The organism is Halorubrum rarum, assembly GCF_048380895.1.
Taxonomy (GTDB): domain Archaea; phylum Halobacteriota; class Halobacteria; order Halobacteriales; family Haloferacaceae; genus Halorubrum.
This window is the reverse complement of the sequence record NZ_JBLWMN010000028.1, coordinates 1-15,518: the sequence shown is the minus strand read 5'-3', so window position 1 is coordinate 15,518 and position 15,518 is coordinate 1. Positions and strand designations below refer to the sequence as shown.

Here is a 15,518-nt window from a genome sequence, read left to right as displayed (position 1 = left end):
CGACGGCGCGGTCCTCAGTCGTCGTTCGGCTCGAAGGACGCGGTCCCGTCGCTGAACGTCAGTCGCTCGCGCGCCTGTACCGTTACCGATCCGTCGAGCGCCTCGGCGACCGCGGTCGAAACCCGAAGCGTGTCGAGTTCGGCGGTGTTCCGTATCCAGGCGATCCGGACCGTCTCCGGATCGTACGCGCCGAGCGCGTTGATCATGGTGTGGATCGCCGTCTCGTCATCGGGCGTGACGACCGGGAGCATCGCCTTCGAGAGCGATCCGCTCGTGATCGCGTTCGCGTACACGGTGTGCAGATCGAGGTCGTCGACGGCGTCCCGTCGAGTGACGTCGGCGAGACCGATCCCGCTCCCGTTTCCCTTCGTCTCCGCGGTCAGTCCCCTGACGTAGATCAGATCGATCGCGGGCGTCTCGGGGTCGGGCGCGTTGAGCACGCGATAGCGACCGATCACGTTGGTGTCCATCCCCGCACCGGAGATCTCCTTACCGATCTCGTCGACGACGAGGATGTCGAGCTCGTCGATCGGGAGCGTCGGCATCTCCTCGCGGGCCCGGTCGAGCAGCGCCGGCTCGCGGTCGAGCAGTTCGTCCGAGCGTATCCCCTCGACCGCCGCAACCTCCTCGTGGCTGTTCTCGACGACGGCGACGCCGCCGAGCGTCGGCGTCGACTCCCGGATCGCTTCGACGAACGCCTCGATCGTCTCGACGTAGCCGCGGCCGACAGCGGTCGAATGGAACGCGTTCGCGCCCGGCTGTTTGCCGAGGCCGACCGCGAGCATTTTGCAGAGACCGCTCTCGATCGGCCCCGTGAAGTTCGTGTGAGGTTTCACCCGGTTCACGACGACGATCCCGTCCGCCTCTAGCGCCGCCTTCGCGACGTTCACCGGCGTTCGTTCCCCGCCGACGTCGACGGTGGCAACCCGCTCGATGTCCATCCGGGCGTCTATCGGCGCGCCGACACGGTCCGCCGTGATACCGAGCGACTCGAGCACCGAGCGCTGGCCCTCGGCGGTCGCGCCGCCGTGGCTCCCCATCGCGGGGACGAGAACGGGATCGAAGCCGCGCTCTCGGAGGTCGTCGACGACGGCGACGACGATCGATTCGATCGAAGCGATCCCGCGGCTTCCGACGCCGACAGCGACCGTCGATCCGGGCTCGAGGTCGGCCAGCGCGAGATCCGCGAGCGCGGCCCGGGCGGCTCGGCCCGGATCGTCGATCGTTTCGGCGTCGGGGTCGGTCGATATCCGGACGAACGATGGGAGCGGCCGTGGATCGACGAGATCCTCGACGAACGAACGGTCGGGGAACTCCATGGATACTGTGACGAATCCCCACGTTTTGTAGCCATCGAAAGCCACGGGTCGTGGGTCGACGATACCGGTGACGCCGTCGATGGGGGTACGGTACGAGGACCGCGAGCGGAAGCACGAAGTCACCCGAGGGGACCGCGAGCGGAAGCGCGAAGTCCTCCGAGGAGAGCCCCGATCGACACGTGACCGATCCGGGAGAAAGGTTTGCCAGTGAGAGAGAATATAACACCCACGTCCGTGAGAGACGTTCATGGTGATCTTCGAGAGCCGGTCGGTCCGGTCAACGACGGGTCGACGAGAGCCGAGACGGACGTTCCCCGCGACGATGAGGTCTGACACCACCGCGACTGTCCGATACGAACGAAACACATGAGAGATTACTCTAACCACACCACGAACCGAGCCGAGGCACGCGACGTCGAGATCACGGACATCCGTACCTGCGTCGTCGACGGGAACTTCGAATGGAACCTGATCGAGATCGAGACCGACGCCGGCGTGACCGGGATCGGTGAGGCGTACCGCGGCGGCGGCGTTCCGGAGATCGTCGAGTACACCAAGCGGTTCCTCATCGGGGAGAACCCGCTCGACGTGCAACGACTCTTCCGGCGAATCACCCAGGAGATGTCCGGTCACGGCGGGACGACGGGGAAAGTCGTCACCGCGGCCTCCGGGATAGAGATCGCGCTCTGGGACGCGGCGGGTAAGATCCTCGACGTGCCGGTGTATCAGCTCCTCGGCGGAAAGTTCCGTGACGAGGTCCGCATTTACTGTGACTGTCACGCCGGCGAGGCGTACGCAGTCGATGACGGCTTCACCGAGTACGCCGACGCGGAGGCGTACTCCCCGGAGGCGTACGCACGCGAAGCACGACGTGTCGTCGACATGGGCTTTACCGCGCTCAAGTTCGATCTCGACATGGAGATGGACAACGAGCCCGACCCGTACAACGGTCGTCTCTCGAACGCGGCCATCGGACACAAACGCGACGTCGTCGAGGCCGTTCGCGAGGAGATCGGCTACGACATCGACCTCGCGTTCGACTGTCACTGGGACTACACCGTCGAGAGCGCAACGCGGCTCGCCACCGAACTCGAGGAGTTCGATCTGATGTGGCTCGAGGACGCCGTTCCGCCGGAGAACATGGACGCACAGAAGGAGGTCACCAAAGGGACTCGAACGCCGATCGCGACAGGCGAGAACCGGTTCCGAGTGCACGAGCTCTCCGAACTCCTCTATGACCACGGCGTCGACGTGATCACTCCCGACCCGACGACGGTCGGCGGACTCGGAGAGACGATGCGGATCGCCGACCGCGCGGAGGAGAACTACATCCCGCTGTCACCCCACAACGTGTGTAGTCCGGTCGGGACGATGGCGTGCGTCCATCTCGGTGCCGCGATGCCGAACTTCGACCTGCTCGAGTATCACGCGCTCGAGGTCGACTGGTGGGACGACCTGATACGACGGGACGAGCCGCTGATACGGGACGGCTACATCGAGGTTCCCGAGGCACCCGGTATCGGGATCGAACTCGACCGCGACGTCGTCGCCGAACACACGCTCGAGGGAACGACCGGCTTCGACTGATCGCCTCCTGGACTCCATCGATACTGGTGTCGGACGGTCCCACACGGACGACCGTGTGTATTTAATACGATGCATCGATCAGTGGAACCCATGGAGGAACGTACGATCTCGGATCGACTGTTCGCGCTTCTCACCGAGGGGGAGGAGGCGTATAACCGACTCGTTGGGTGGCTCAGGCAGTACACGCCGTACGTGGTTCGAACCATCGAGATCGTGCTCGCCGTCGCGCTGTTGGCTCTGTTGACCCACTGGGTGTACTGGTTCTACACGGCGGCCTGAATCCGGCCATCATCTCCGTCTCAACGAACAGTTGGTCCCTTCGCACCGAACATGGCATATAATAAAAGACATAGTTGAGATAGGGATGACTGTAAACTACAACATCTCGAAATGGGCCTCCGAAAAAAGTCGGATCACACGAATTTCACCCCGATGGAGACAGCATCGGTTGACAACGAAGATTATATATCACTAACGTCCATCAATGGTATTGGAACACATGGCTACTAACAGATCGAACCGGCGGAGATTCCTACAGGCGGCTGGTGGACTGGGCGTTGTCGGACTGGCAGGCTGTCTCGGCGACGACGTCGACCCGGACGACGATCCGTTGGACGATGACGACGGGACGGACACCGGCGACGACACCGACGACGGCGGCGACGGCGACGCCGAGTACGACGTCAGTATCGGGACGTCCACGGGCGGCACGATGGACGTCGGCCTCGCGTTCGAGGCGGCGGTCTCACAGGAGAGCGACCTCGTCAACTACGCGACCGTCGAGAGCCCGGGCTACGTGGGGACGGTCTATCGGATGCAGGCCGACGCGTTCGACGGTGGGATCACCGACACGAACACAATGAACAAGGCCCAGAACAACCTGGACATGTTCGAGGAGGACCCCGCCGAACAGCTCCCGTGGCAGGGATTCCTCGCGTTCCCGTACAGCATTTACATCATGGCCCGGGAGGACACGGACATCCACACGTTCGACGACCTCGCCGGTGCGAGCGTCTACCCGGCGGAGCCGGGCTTCTCGACCCGCGCAACGACCCTCGAAGTGTGGGACCAGGAGCCCACGCGCGACGTGTACGAGGAGATGGACATCGTCGACATGGACGTCTCGGACGCGCCGGGTGCCATGGAGGAGGGCCGGATCGACGCCGCCATCGCGTACGGGACGCCCGGCGTCGGAAACACCGGCTGGGTCGTTGAGTACGACTCCCGGATCGACGTCAGATACGTCGAGCACACCGACGACCTCGTCGATTCGATCCAGGGCTTCGACGGCGCGGGGTACACCGAGTACGACGACCCCGAGAACGACTTCAACTGGGGACAGGATATCGGTGCGGACGGCATCGTCACGTGGGACCTCAACGTGACGTTCGCGTTCCATCCGGAGACGCCGAACGAGGCGGTTCACGAGCTCACTCGGATCGCGGCAGAGCACGGCGACACGGTCCGCGAGTCCGAGCAGCGGTTCACGCCGGCGAACGCGGAGGACTGCGTCGCGCCCGCACTTGGCGACTACCCGTTCCACCCGGGCGCTGCGGAGTACTATCAGGAGGCCGGGGTCTGGGACGACGACTGGGTCGTCGGCGACCGCGACCAGATCGGCGAGTACATCAACTAACCGGGAACGCTCGAGGGGTCCCGTCGGGGGATCCTCTCGAGTAGGGGTATTATCTATGAGTAGCAGAAAACAAGACGATCAATGAGTACAGAAACTGTATCCCCGTTCAGACGGACGAGCACCGCCGTTCTCGACCGCAGCGTCACGATCGGATCGATCGTGATGTGGGCGCTCGTGTTGTGGTGGTCGTGGACACAGGAGATCAGTCGATCGCAGTACGCGGTGTTGTTTCTCGGAGGCGTCCTCGTGCTGTACGTGCTCAGCGAGGCGAAGGAGTCGGTCGAGGACGGCGACTACGCGGACCTCCTGATCCTGTTCGCATCGGCGGTCGTGATGATCGCCGCGAGCATCTACATCTACACCGACTATCAAGGGTTCTACATCAACCGTCAGGGATGGGCGTACGACTACGAGTACCGCCTCGGCTGGCTGGTCGTCTCCGTCATCCTGTATCTGACGTGGCGATCGTACGGAAACATCTTCCTCCTGCTGGTCGGCGGGACGATGCTGTACGCGGTGTACGGCAACTACGTGCCCGGGCTGTTCGGCCACGCAGGGATCGATACCGACTTCATGATGCAGATGCTGTTCACGGATCTCGCCGGGTTCTACGGATCGCTCACGCAGCTTACGGCCGCGTGGATCGCGCCGTTCCTGTTGTACGCCGGCCTGCTGTTCGCGTTCGGTGCGTTCGATCTCATCCTGCGGATCGCCATCGTCAGCGCGAAGTACGTCGAATCCGGAGTCGCACAGACCGCGGTCATCTCGAGTGCGATCATCGGGTCGATCAACGGAAGCTACGCCGCCAACGCCGGCATGACCGGTTCGTTCACCATCCCGACGATGATGGACGCCGGCCTCTCCGGTCGCACTGCGGCCGGAATCGAAGGCACCGCCTCGACGTCCGGGCAGGTGCTTCCCCCGGTGATGGGGGCGTCGGCGTTCGTCATGGCGTCCGTCCTCGGAATCCCGTACATCGACGTCGTGATCGCGGGGCTCATCCCCGCCGCGATCCTCGTCGCGTCGATCCTCGTCGCGGTCCACTACACGTCGATCAACGAGATCGGCGAGCAGAGCATGGACTTCGAGGAGTACTTCGACGACCGCATGACGCGCGCCGATAAGATCGTACAGGGTACGCGGTTCGGAATCCCGTTCGCCGTCCTGTTGATCACGCTCGGCTACTTCCAGTGGACGGTGATGACGTCGGCGCTCTACACCATCGTCGCGATGGTGGTCCTCGGTGTCACGACACCGGTGGCACAGGCGGTATACGGCGTGAGCGTCGGGGGACAGTCGTCTCGCGTCGAACTCGACGACCGGTGGTCGACCGGTCGCGTTCGACCGCGACTCGCCGGCGTACGGAGCAACCGCGTCATCGATTCCTTCGTCACCGAGATCGACAACACGATCGGTGGATTCCGCCGCGGAGCGACGATCCTCGCGCCGATCGCGATCATCCTCGCGGCGGTGAACGGCGTCGTCGACCTGCTGATGACGACTGGCGTTCCGTCCCGGATCGCGATCATGCTGATGGAGCTGTCAGGTGGGGTGCTACTCATCGCGGTGCTGTTCGGAATGGGCGTCTGTATCGTCATGGGCGTCGGGATGCCGACGGTCGCCGCGTACGTCATCGTCTCGACGCTCGTCGCGCCGACGTTCATCAACGTGTTCGCGGTGCCGGAACTAGCTGCCCACTACATGGTGTTTTACGCGGCGGTGATGGCCGGCGTTACGCCGCCCGTCGCCATTGCGGTCGTCGTCGCGTCCGGGATCGCAGGAGCCAACTTCTGGCGCGCCTGCGGAGTCGCGATGACGATCGCCACGCCGCTTTTCATCCTCCCGATATCGTTCATCTACCACCCGGAGCTCGTCTCGACGGTGATCGACGCCAACACCCTGATCACCGCGACGCTCGTGATGCTCGGCTCGATCACGGTCATCTACGCGCTCAACTACCCGTTCCGACTCAAGCGCCGGTTCGCGTATCCGTTCCGAATCGGACTGTTCTTCCTCGGGGCGTTCGTGATGATCTCCCCCGATCGCATGCTGCAGGTTGCCGGCGCGGCTGCGTTCGTGCTGATATTCGTCGGCTGGCGGACGCTGATGACCGACCGTGAGGTCGCCACTCAGAGCACGCCCGGCGACTGACGCCGTTTCAGTTCGCACGTCACGATCGGTTCGGTCCGCTTTTCACTGTGATTCCCGCGTCCTCAGGCGCGGGAGGAGGTCAATGTCCACGGATCAGTCCCGGCTGACGACGGTGACCGGGAGGTCCGAGTCGAGAATGACCGACTGGGTGACGCTCCCGAACAGCGCCTTCCCCGCCGGTGAGCGGTTCCTGCTCCCTAACACGATCGCGTCCGCGTCGATCTCCTCGGCGACGTCCAGAACGGTCGACGCCGGGTCGCCGTGTTCTCGACGCTTCGTGACGGGAATGCCGGCCTCCTCGAGTACCTCCATCGCGGCGTCGACGCTCGCCGGGAACGTCGACGCATCGTAGATGTCCTCAGAGCTGACTGGCTCGCCCTCGTCAGGCGTCTCGAACTCCCGTTGAACGTTCAACAGCGTCACTTGCTTCTCGGTGGGTTCTCCCGGGTAGTTGGCCACGGCTTCGGCCGCGTATCCTGCCGGCTCCCGCTCGCCACCGACGGCCATCAGGATCGTATACATACGATCTGACGTTTCTGCAGTTATATTATAAATCTTCGTGACGTATCCGTCCGACGGGCTCGGTCTCGCCCCCCGGATCGGATCAATACACGTACAGCACGAACAGGGTGAACGCGATTCCGAACGCGACACTGCTGACGACCGCGAACGCGAGCCCGAGAGTGGTATCGAGCCGTAACAACCAGAGAAGGGCGACGAGATACACCGCCCACGCGACCGCGACCGCGACTCCGAGCCTGAACCACTTCCGATTCTCCGGCGGGATCGACGGTCCGTCAGACGTCGACGACATACGGGTACGACCCGCTCCAGCACCGTATACGCTCCGCCCACGACCTGACGAGCGACCGCTCTCGGGTCCGGGATCGACGACCGGCGTTTTTCCGTCCCGACAACGGCGAACGACGTCGTTTCGCTAGGGATCGAGCGCCCGCTTGGTCTTCTCGACGACCTCGACGTCGCTGATCCGGGTATCGGGATATTCGCCGTCAGCGTCTTTTTCGGCGGCTTTCACCATGTCCCAGACGACGTTGAGTCCGGTGGTCACACCCTCGAGCGCCTCCATTTCACATCCCGTTTTGCCGGTCGTTTCGACCCCGACCGTCAGCGTCACGCGGTCGTCGTGAACCTCGAAGCCGGTGTCGACGTTGGTCACGGGGATCGCGTGACACATCGGGATCGTCTCCCACGTGTGTTTCACCGCCTGGATCGCGCCGATCCGGGCGGTCGCCAACACGTCTCCTTTCGCGACCTCGTCCGCGCGGATCGCGTCGATCGTCGAGCGTGTGAGGTGGATCGTCCCGCGGGCGACGGCCCGGCGTTTCGTGTCCGGCTTCGATCCCACGTCGACCATGCGAACGTTGCCCTCCTCGTCCGTGTGGGTCAACTGCGACTCGTCGTCAGTCATCGGTATCCATCGCGTGCGGGAGCCGGTCGATTAAGTCCGTCGCCACGAGTCCGTATCCGTGTTCCTCGACGACCGCATCGCCGGCCCGACCGTTCACGTACGCTCCGACCGCGGCCGCCCGGAACGGGTCGGTCACCGCGGCGAGCGCGCCCGCCGCACCCGCGAGAACGTCTCCGGTTCCGCCGACGGTCATCCCCGGATTCCCGGTTCGGTTGAGTCGAACCTCCTCCCCGTCCGTGATGACGTCGTACGCCCCCTTGACGAGCACCGTCTGGCCCAACTCGGACGCGAACGACCGAACGAGCTCGGCGCGTTCCCGCGGATCGTCGGCCGTCTCTCCGCCCATCTTCCGAAGCTCTCCTTGATGCGGCGTACAGATCAGCTCGGCGTCCGTCTCGATATCGGGGACGACCTGGAGGGCGTCCGCGTCGACGATGGCTCGACCGTCGAACTCTCGGAGAAAGCGACGGACGAACGCCAACGTCCCGTCCGCGTCCCCGAGCCCCGGTCCGAGAACGACGACATCGTGACCTGCGGCGAGTTCGTGGATCCGGTCGAGATGCGCCGGAGCGAGCGTCTCACCCGGAAACCCGCGAACGATGAGGTTCTCGGAGAACCCCTGTACGTCGCGAGCGATCGCGGCCGGGCAGGCGACGCGGACGAGGTCCGCGCCGGCTCGAAGCGCCGCCCGCGCCGACAGCGTCGGCGCACCGCTGTACGGGCCACCGCCGACGACGAGCACCTCGCCGTTGTCCCCCTTATGAGAGTCCGGTTCCCGGCCGAGCCCGATCAGGTCTCCGGGGCCGGTGAACAGCTCGGCCGCCTCCGGGATCCCGATGTCCGCGACCGCCACGGTCGCATCGAGCCGATCGAGACCGGGCTTCCGGTCGTGGAAGGTGACGACGCGGTCCGCCTCGACCGCGACGGCGTCCGTCCCGCCGGTCCGATCGCCCGTGTCCGCGTCGATCCCCGACGGAACGTCGACGGCGAGGACGGTCGCGCCCGCACGTCGGGCGTCGGCGATCCGCTCCGCACCGGAGCGTTCGGGTTCCCGCAGCGCGCCCCGCACGCCGGTACCGAGCATCGCGTCGACGACGACGTCGGGTTCACCGATATCGAGATCGGTCGAGTCCGAAACCGTCGCCGTCGGGATCTCGGCGCGTTCGAGCGCCGCCCAGTTCTCGCGTGCGATATCGGTCGTAATCGACTCGGGTCGACCGAGCAGGTGGGCCGTCACGTCGTACGCTGACAGAAAGCGCGCGGCCACGAACGCGTCCCCGCCGTTGTTCCCGCGGCCACAGACGAACGCGACCGTCGAGCCCGAGTCGGCGACCTCGCGGACCGCTCGAGCGACCGCGTTGCCCGACGACTCCATCAGCTGTTTCCGCGGGACGCCGAGCGCCGCGGCGTTCGCGTCGACCGCAGCCATTCGGTCGGTCGTGATCATACGCGACGGTTCGCCGGGAAACGGATTAAGCGTGGGGGCCGCCGGCCGACGATGCGTGACCCGGTCGGATGATCGACCCATCTGGACGCTCGTCCCGATCAGCGCTCGCCCGACAGGCGGTCTGCGAGCTCCGGAAGCAGCTCCGTGACGTCGGTCCGGAAGGTGTAGTCGGCACTGTCGGCGTATCGCGTCCGTTCGAGATTGATCACTGCGAGCGTCCCACCCCGTCGGCGAGCCGGTAGCGACGCTGCGGGGTCGACCCGCAACGACGACCCCGCGACGAGGAACACGTCGCTTGCGGCCGTCAACTCCTTCGCTCGTCGGTGGGCGTCGCGGGGAAGGAGTTCCCCGAACAACACCACGTCCGGTTTGTACGGTCCGCCGCACTCACACCGCGGAGGAAGCTCACCGGCACGCGCTCGCTCGCGAATCGGCTCGCCGTCGGTCGTCGATCCACACCGCGGACAGACGACCCGCGCGTTCGTTCCGTGGAGCTCGATCACCTCGTCGGTTCCCGCCGCGTGATGGAGCCCGTCGGTGTTCTGGGTGATCACCGCGTCGAGTATCCCCGAGTTAGTCAGCGTCGCGAGCGCACGGTGGGCCGCGTTCGGCTCCGCACCACCGTCCGGCTCCATGCGGTCGTACAACGCGATCCGGTCGTCCCAGAAGCCCGCCGGATCGCGTTCGAATCGAGACACGTGGAAGTCGGACTCCTCGAAGTCGTCACCCCAGATCCCGTCGTCACCGCGAAACGTCGGGATCCCGGACGCCGCGGACAGCCCCGCACCGGTAAGCACGACGGCCGTGTCGGCGTCCCGCAGATCGGTCGCCAGTCGACGCGCGTCTTGGTCGAAGTCCATTACGACGAGTTCACAGAAAACCAAGGCGGATGCCCCGAGGCTTGACCTCGGGGAGGAAGCCGACAACAAGGACACAACCCACGTTACGAAGGCAGGCCTACTCCCAACTATTAAATAACCACATATCAATATGTGAAACACAGTGGAATACCGTCGAACTGCCGTTATTAAACTCGACACTCCTGAAGGGGCCGATCCGCTCCTCCGTGAGACTGTCGAGCAGTTCAAACACTGCGCCAACACCGCAAGCGAGTGGTGCTGGCACGGCGACGACGGATACCACGTCACATCCAAAGCGAAAGCCGAACGCGCCCTCTATGACCAACTCCGCGACGAAACCAACCTCACCGCCAACCTCGTTCAAAAAGGGATTCGACGGGCTGTCGAAGCCGTCAAAAGCGGAGTCGAACGCCTCAAACGCGGTGAGAACACGTCACGACCATACTTCTCCGCAGACAGCACGGTGTACGACAAACGCAGTGCGACGTTCCACCGCGATCACGTATCCCTCTCCACCGTAGACGGCAGAATCGAGTGTGACTACATCCTTCCCGACAACTCGGAGAAACCACCGACAAAGTACGTCTCCGACGAGGACTTCGAGTTTCGGATGGCACACTTGCAGTACCGAGACGGCGAGTGGTACTTGCACGCCTCGATGCGGAAGATCGAAGCAGATGACGAATCGTCTGAATCCGAATCCAAGCACAGAACAGTCCTTGGTGTGGATTTGGGCGTCAACAACATTGCCGTTGCTTCGACAGGGCGATTCTGGTCAGCAGACGAGTTCAACCACTGGCACCGAGAGTACGAGAAACGTCGTGGGTCGCTTCAACAGTGTGGCTCACGGCACGCTCACGAAAACATCGAGAGCGTCGGTCGCAAAGAGACGGGGCGGTTCGAGATATACCTACACACGGTGGCGAACGAACTCATTGGGGAGGCCGTCGAACACGATTGCTCGCACATCGTGTTGGAGGAGTTGACCCACATTCGAGAGAACATCCCGAAAGCGACGTGGCAACATATCTGGGCGTTCCGACGCCTCTACGAGTACGTCGAGTACAAGGCAGAGGAGTACGGCGTGGAAGTCGTACAGGTTGATCCACGGAACACCTCGAAGCGGTGTTCGGCGTGTGGATTCACCCACAGCGACAATCGGTCTGGTGAAGCGTTCTGTTGTCAGAAGTGCGAATACGAGAACCACGCTGATTACAACGCTTCCAAGAATATCGGTTTGCAGTATCTCCGTCGTCGGCAAAACGCAAACGACGGAGGCGCACCCGTAGATGTGCGCTTGAATCGCGGGACGCTGAACGTGAACGGCGAATACTCGCCTACTGCTCTCAGCAGTTAGAATGGGAGTCCACGCGAAAGCCTCGGGGCTTGACCCCGAGGCAATTTACTAGTTTTCTCTCATTTCATTAGACCATAACTGTATTTGAAAAGTGATAATCCAGCGAGGTGATGGCGAATACCCTTTTCAATGATCTCGCGGGGTGTCAGCTCTCGCTCCACAAACTCCAAGTCGATCCATTCGGTAGGCTCGGTGAGGCGGGCGATTTCTGGCATAGACACTAGAACTTCGCTCCGCCTCATGCTTAACTTAACACCGCGGGAGAGTGAGCCCCAACAACTTCCATTTCCGATGGTAAAACGCATGCCTCGAGGTGAGTATCAGTCCCGTCCGTTCGGCCGCTCGATATCTTCGGCGGCCTTGATTTCGTCTGTTTTCTCGACTTCGGCGAATAGCTCTCGATATGCGTCGGGCTCGAAGAGATCGTTCCGGTCGAACAGCTCGTGGGCGGCGTCGGTGAGCTGAAAGAACCGGTATGGTTGGCCCCGTTCGAGCCCTTCACGATCTCGTTCGATGGCCTCGATTAATCCCACCCCCTCCAGCCGGATGAGGTGGTCGGTGAGCGTCGACGCGGCGACGCTTGGGTTGTAGTATTCGAGTTCTTTCTTCGAGGGTGCGCCTTTCGGATGACCGACGATCGTCCCGATGATATTCGCGCGAGTCGTGTCGTCGAGGACACTCATCGCTGCGATCGGATCGAGGCCGGCCGAATTCTCGACTGGCGTGAGCGGGGTGGCGTCAGGCCGAGACATTATGTATCGGTGTTTGTCCCGCGGTCGAATAACTATTTCGGTGAAACTCGAAGTGGTGGCCAGAGTGCTTGCGTATTCCACTTCCGGTCGTATTTCCGTACCGTTAGGTGGCGGTGGTGAATGATGCTCAGTATGACCAACGACGACGCAACCCGTGTAGTGATCGACAAATTGGGTGACCAGCCTGCCGAGACGCTCACACCCGAACGGGTCGAGGCGATCCAGACTGCGATGCACGAGGATCTCGGACGATTCATCAACAACACGTCCTATTTCGTTCTCGGTTCCTACGGTGAGGAGGAGCGGCCACGATTGGAAGCTGTTCGCGACCAACTCGCGAGTGATGCCGCAGCCTCGAACTCCGATGACGGAGTCGACGCGTTCCTGATGGACGATATTCTGGACGTCTCGGAGTTCTTCACGTCGAAACTCAAGCTGCTGGTCAGCTACGCGGATCATATCGTGGGGGTGTACGAACACTCCCAAGGCGGGCACGCGTGGGAAGCAGGCTACATCGATCAGCCGACCTATCGGGATCGGACGCGAGCCTTCTATCGAATTTACGAGATTGAAGAGGAACAGTACGCGGCCTACGACGGGATGTTCGCACACTATCTCCTCTCGATGGAGCGGGTGGACCGTGCGTACACGTGGACGACGCCCGAGGAACTTCGTGACTGTATTGAGGCAGCCTACGCGCCCGACTGACGACGTGAGGAACGACTATCTCGATCGAACTCGTCGTGGTCGCCGGTCAGGTCCTCCGAGCTACGAGCTCTCGGTCTCCACCGTCGGAACGGTTACCCTCACCACGGTCCCGGTCGGATCGCGATCCTCGAACGTCACCTTCCCGCCCGCGAGCTCCGCGCCCCACTTCACGATCCACAGGCCGACACCGCTCCCGTGCTCCAGCGGCGTCTCGGTCCCCCGCTCCAGTACCGCTCGTTCGCTCTCGTCGATCCCCGATCCGTCGTCCGCGACGGCGATCTCGAGCCAGTCGCCGTCCGCCGTCGCGGAGAGCCACGCCGACGGCGCGTCCCGCTTGTTGTGTTGGACGGCGTTCGACAGGAGGTTCTCGACGACGACCTCGATCACCGCTGGCACCCGAACGGACGGTACGTCGTCTTCGATGCAGACGTTCGCGGACGGGAACTCCGCTTGGACACTGTCGACGACCGTGCGAAGGAGCGTCGGGAGCTCCGCGGGCGCGAGCGTGTTCGACGCCGGATCGAACATATCGCTCGCCGATCGGGTCCGTTCGCTGAGTTCGTGTATCCGACCCGCACTATGTCTCACGATCGAGATCGCTTCCGCGTCCTCGGGATTCTCCGCGATGCGATCGACGTATCCCTGTATGAGATTCGTCTCCGTCCGGACGTTGTGACGGAACACCCGGTTGAGCACGTCGAGCCGTTGCTGGAGGCTGAGGTACTCGCTGACGTCATGAAAGACGACCAGCCGCCCGATCGACCGATGATGGACGTTCGTCACGTCCCGAACGGTGACGTCGTAGGGTCGACGTCCGCTCGCACCCACGACGGTCACGTACTCAGAATCTGCGTTCGAGCCGGGGGCGGAGTCGGCGTTCGAGCCGGTGTCGTCGTCGACGAGCTCGTCGTACGCCGGAACGACGCCCCGTGCGGCGGCACCAACCGCCGTGTGTCGGTCCAGTTCGAACGTCGTCACCGCGCTCTCGTTGAGGTCGACGACGTATCCCTCGCCGTCGAGCACGAAGGCCGGATCGTGGAGGTTATCGAACACCATCTGCCGGGCGTGCCGACGCGGTGCGGGACTGATGGTGAGCAGCCGGAATCGAGAGAGTGCAAGGAGGTACGCGACTCCCGAAACCGCGAACGCGATCGGCGTGGGATCTAACCCCGGTATCGGGACGTATCCGAGGAGGTACGCGAGGCTGCTCACCCACGGCACGGCCGTGCCGACGAGGAGGGCCGCGCTCTGTCCGCGGAACGGACGCGCGTCGTCACGAACGAGTTGAAGGATCGGAACCGAGCCCAACAGCCCAAGCAGATACGTGTAGCCGGCGATGAGGAAGTACCACGGGCCGGGCTCCGTTTGGAGGAACGAGCCGACCGACGTTTCCACGAGCACCAGATCGGTCACCAAGATGCCGTCTCCGGCCTCCGTGAGCGCGATCAGAACCGTAAGCAGTGGAACGATCGACAATACGCCGATCGTCCGCGGCGTTACGTAGCGGTTTCGACCGGTGTACTCCAGCGCGAACAGCAGCCACGCGACCGGAATCACCACGACGCCGATCCACTGGACGTCGTACCACACCACCTTCATCGCGTACGTCGTCGCCTCGATCTCGAACACCAGAAACGCGGTCCACCACACCTGCCCGATGAGGAGAAGCGTCAGCCACGTCGCCCCCGGCTCGGGGCGCTCGCGCCACGCGAGGATCGCCGCCGAACTTCCGGCGGTAGCGGCGACGAGTAACGCGACGGTGAGTGAAGTCAACGCAGCCACATTTATGCACACTCACTGTGGTTATAAATAACCGATGCACGGACCTTGTAGAACTCAATAGTCAGACAGATCCGGGCCCCAAGCTCGAGATTTCGATGTCGAACGCGATGGGACAGAGATCATCCAGATGTATTCGATGACCTGATAGACGGGTGAGTGAAGTCTGACTTTGCGTCAATTGTTCTCCGAGAGGGCGACGATTTCCTGATAGCGTGCAGGATATACGCTCTATATTCAGCAGACGGCCTCTATCAGCGTCGAAGGATTCCAACGGCTCCGTTGAATTCTCTTTCTTCAAATACAAAAACCATGAAACATCCGATGTTTGAACGTGCTTCTTGATCGATAGCGGGAGTACGTGACGCAGATCTGTGGTCTGGTTGTTTATACGTGGGAATGCGGTGTTGCTGTCGACTATTTATAAGTGGTCTCGATCGGATCGACGATGACCGCCTGCAAAGCCCCAGCCGCGACGACTCGCGCGCCTTGC

14 protein-coding genes and 1 pseudogene are annotated in these 15,518 nt (G+C 63.0%); 6 read left to right on the top strand and 9 right to left on the bottom strand.

All coding sequences use genetic code 11. From position 1 onward, the window contains the following. Nucleotides 1-14: 14 nt before the first annotated feature. On the bottom strand, nt 15-1,319 hold the full coding sequence (locus ACNSN7_RS14975) for a nickel pincer cofactor-dependent isomerase, group 22 (RefSeq protein ID WP_418283107.1): 1,305 nt from the start codon (nt 1,317-1,319) through the stop codon (nt 15-17). A 366-nt stretch (nt 1,320-1,685) separates the two neighbouring features. On the opposite strand from ACNSN7_RS14975, the gene ACNSN7_RS14970 reads away from it, so the two are divergent. The 4 genes from ACNSN7_RS14970 to ACNSN7_RS14955 all read left to right on the top strand — a co-directional run bounded on the left by ACNSN7_RS14970 (nt 1,686) and on the right by ACNSN7_RS14955 (nt 6,693). Then, entirely contained in the window at nt 1,686-2,906 is a 1,221-nt protein-coding gene (locus ACNSN7_RS14970) for a mandelate racemase/muconate lactonizing enzyme family protein (protein ID WP_418283106.1), read from the top strand. A 90-nt stretch (nt 2,907-2,996) separates the two neighbouring features. Continuing rightward, nucleotides 2,997-3,185 carry a hypothetical protein gene (locus tag ACNSN7_RS14965; RefSeq protein ID WP_418283105.1) on the top strand — a complete coding sequence of 63 codons (189 nt, stop codon included), beginning with the start codon at nt 2,997-2,999 and terminating at the stop codon, nt 3,183-3,185. A 220-nt stretch (nt 3,186-3,405) separates the two neighbouring features. After that, the gene (locus ACNSN7_RS14960) at nt 3,406-4,542 is read left to right on the top strand and encodes a TAXI family TRAP transporter solute-binding subunit (RefSeq protein WP_418283104.1); all 1,137 of its coding nucleotides are present in this window, start codon (nt 3,406-3,408) and stop codon (nt 4,540-4,542) included. An 81-nt stretch (nt 4,543-4,623) separates the two neighbouring features. Then, entirely contained in the window at nt 4,624-6,693 is a 2,070-nt protein-coding gene (locus ACNSN7_RS14955; RefSeq protein ID WP_418283103.1) for a TRAP transporter permease, read from the top strand. Nucleotides 6,694-6,786: 93 nt separating this feature from the next. Here ACNSN7_RS14955 and ACNSN7_RS14950 read toward each other — a convergent pair whose 3' ends face one another. From ACNSN7_RS14950 to ACNSN7_RS14930, 5 genes are all read right to left on the bottom strand, one after another. Then, nucleotides 6,787-7,215 carry a universal stress protein gene (locus ACNSN7_RS14950; RefSeq protein WP_418283102.1) on the bottom strand — a complete coding sequence of 143 codons (429 nt, stop codon included), beginning with the start codon at nt 7,213-7,215 and terminating at the stop codon, nt 6,787-6,789. An 82-nt stretch (nt 7,216-7,297) separates the two neighbouring features. Further along, a complete protein-coding gene (locus ACNSN7_RS14945; protein WP_418283101.1) occupies nt 7,298-7,507 on the bottom strand; it encodes a hypothetical protein in 210 nt (69 codons plus the stop codon). A 123-nt stretch (nt 7,508-7,630) separates the two neighbouring features. After that, nucleotides 7,631-8,122: a cyclic pyranopterin monophosphate synthase MoaC gene (gene moaC / locus ACNSN7_RS14940; protein WP_418283100.1), complete on the bottom strand. Its 492-nt coding sequence runs from the start codon at nt 8,120-8,122 to the stop codon at nt 7,631-7,633. Further along, nucleotides 8,115-9,569 carry an NAD(P)H-hydrate dehydratase gene (locus ACNSN7_RS14935; protein WP_418283099.1) on the bottom strand — a complete coding sequence of 485 codons (1,455 nt, stop codon included), beginning with the start codon at nt 9,567-9,569 and terminating at the stop codon, nt 8,115-8,117. The genes moaC and ACNSN7_RS14935 overlap by 8 nt, the downstream gene beginning before the upstream one ends. A gap of 98 nt (nt 9,570-9,667) precedes the next feature. After that, on the bottom strand, nt 9,668-10,429 hold the full coding sequence (locus ACNSN7_RS14930) for a Sir2 family NAD-dependent protein deacetylase (protein ID WP_418283098.1): 762 nt from the start codon (nt 10,427-10,429) through the stop codon (nt 9,668-9,670). A 142-nt stretch (nt 10,430-10,571) separates the two neighbouring features. On the opposite strand from ACNSN7_RS14930, the gene ACNSN7_RS14925 reads away from it, so the two are divergent. Beyond that, entirely contained in the window at nt 10,572-11,786 is a 1,215-nt protein-coding gene (locus tag ACNSN7_RS14925) for an RNA-guided endonuclease InsQ/TnpB family protein (RefSeq protein WP_418283097.1), read from the top strand. Nucleotides 11,787-11,875: 89 nt separating this feature from the next. On the opposite strand, the pseudogene ACNSN7_RS14920 reads toward ACNSN7_RS14925, so the two are convergent. Together ACNSN7_RS14920 and ACNSN7_RS14915 are read right to left on the bottom strand one after the other, a co-directional pair. Next, nucleotides 11,876-12,001, bottom strand: a pseudogene (locus ACNSN7_RS14920) (IS6 family transposase); the annotation flags it as partial. 105 nt (nt 12,002-12,106) lie between these two features. Next, complete coding sequence (locus ACNSN7_RS14915) at nt 12,107-12,469, bottom strand: helix-turn-helix domain-containing protein (protein WP_418283096.1); 363 nt, start codon at nt 12,467-12,469, stop codon at nt 12,107-12,109. A gap of 201 nt (nt 12,470-12,670) precedes the next feature. Between ACNSN7_RS14915 and ACNSN7_RS14910 the strand changes: the two genes are divergently transcribed. After that, on the top strand, nt 12,671-13,246 hold the full coding sequence (locus ACNSN7_RS14910; protein ID WP_418283095.1) for a DUF8170 family protein: 576 nt from the start codon (nt 12,671-12,673) through the stop codon (nt 13,244-13,246). Between the two features lie 60 nt (nt 13,247-13,306). Here ACNSN7_RS14910 and ACNSN7_RS14905 read toward each other — a convergent pair whose 3' ends face one another. Further along, on the bottom strand, nt 13,307-15,028 hold the full coding sequence (locus tag ACNSN7_RS14905) for a sensor histidine kinase (protein ID WP_418283094.1): 1,722 nt from the start codon (nt 15,026-15,028) through the stop codon (nt 13,307-13,309). Nucleotides 15,029-15,518: the final 490 nt, after the last annotated feature.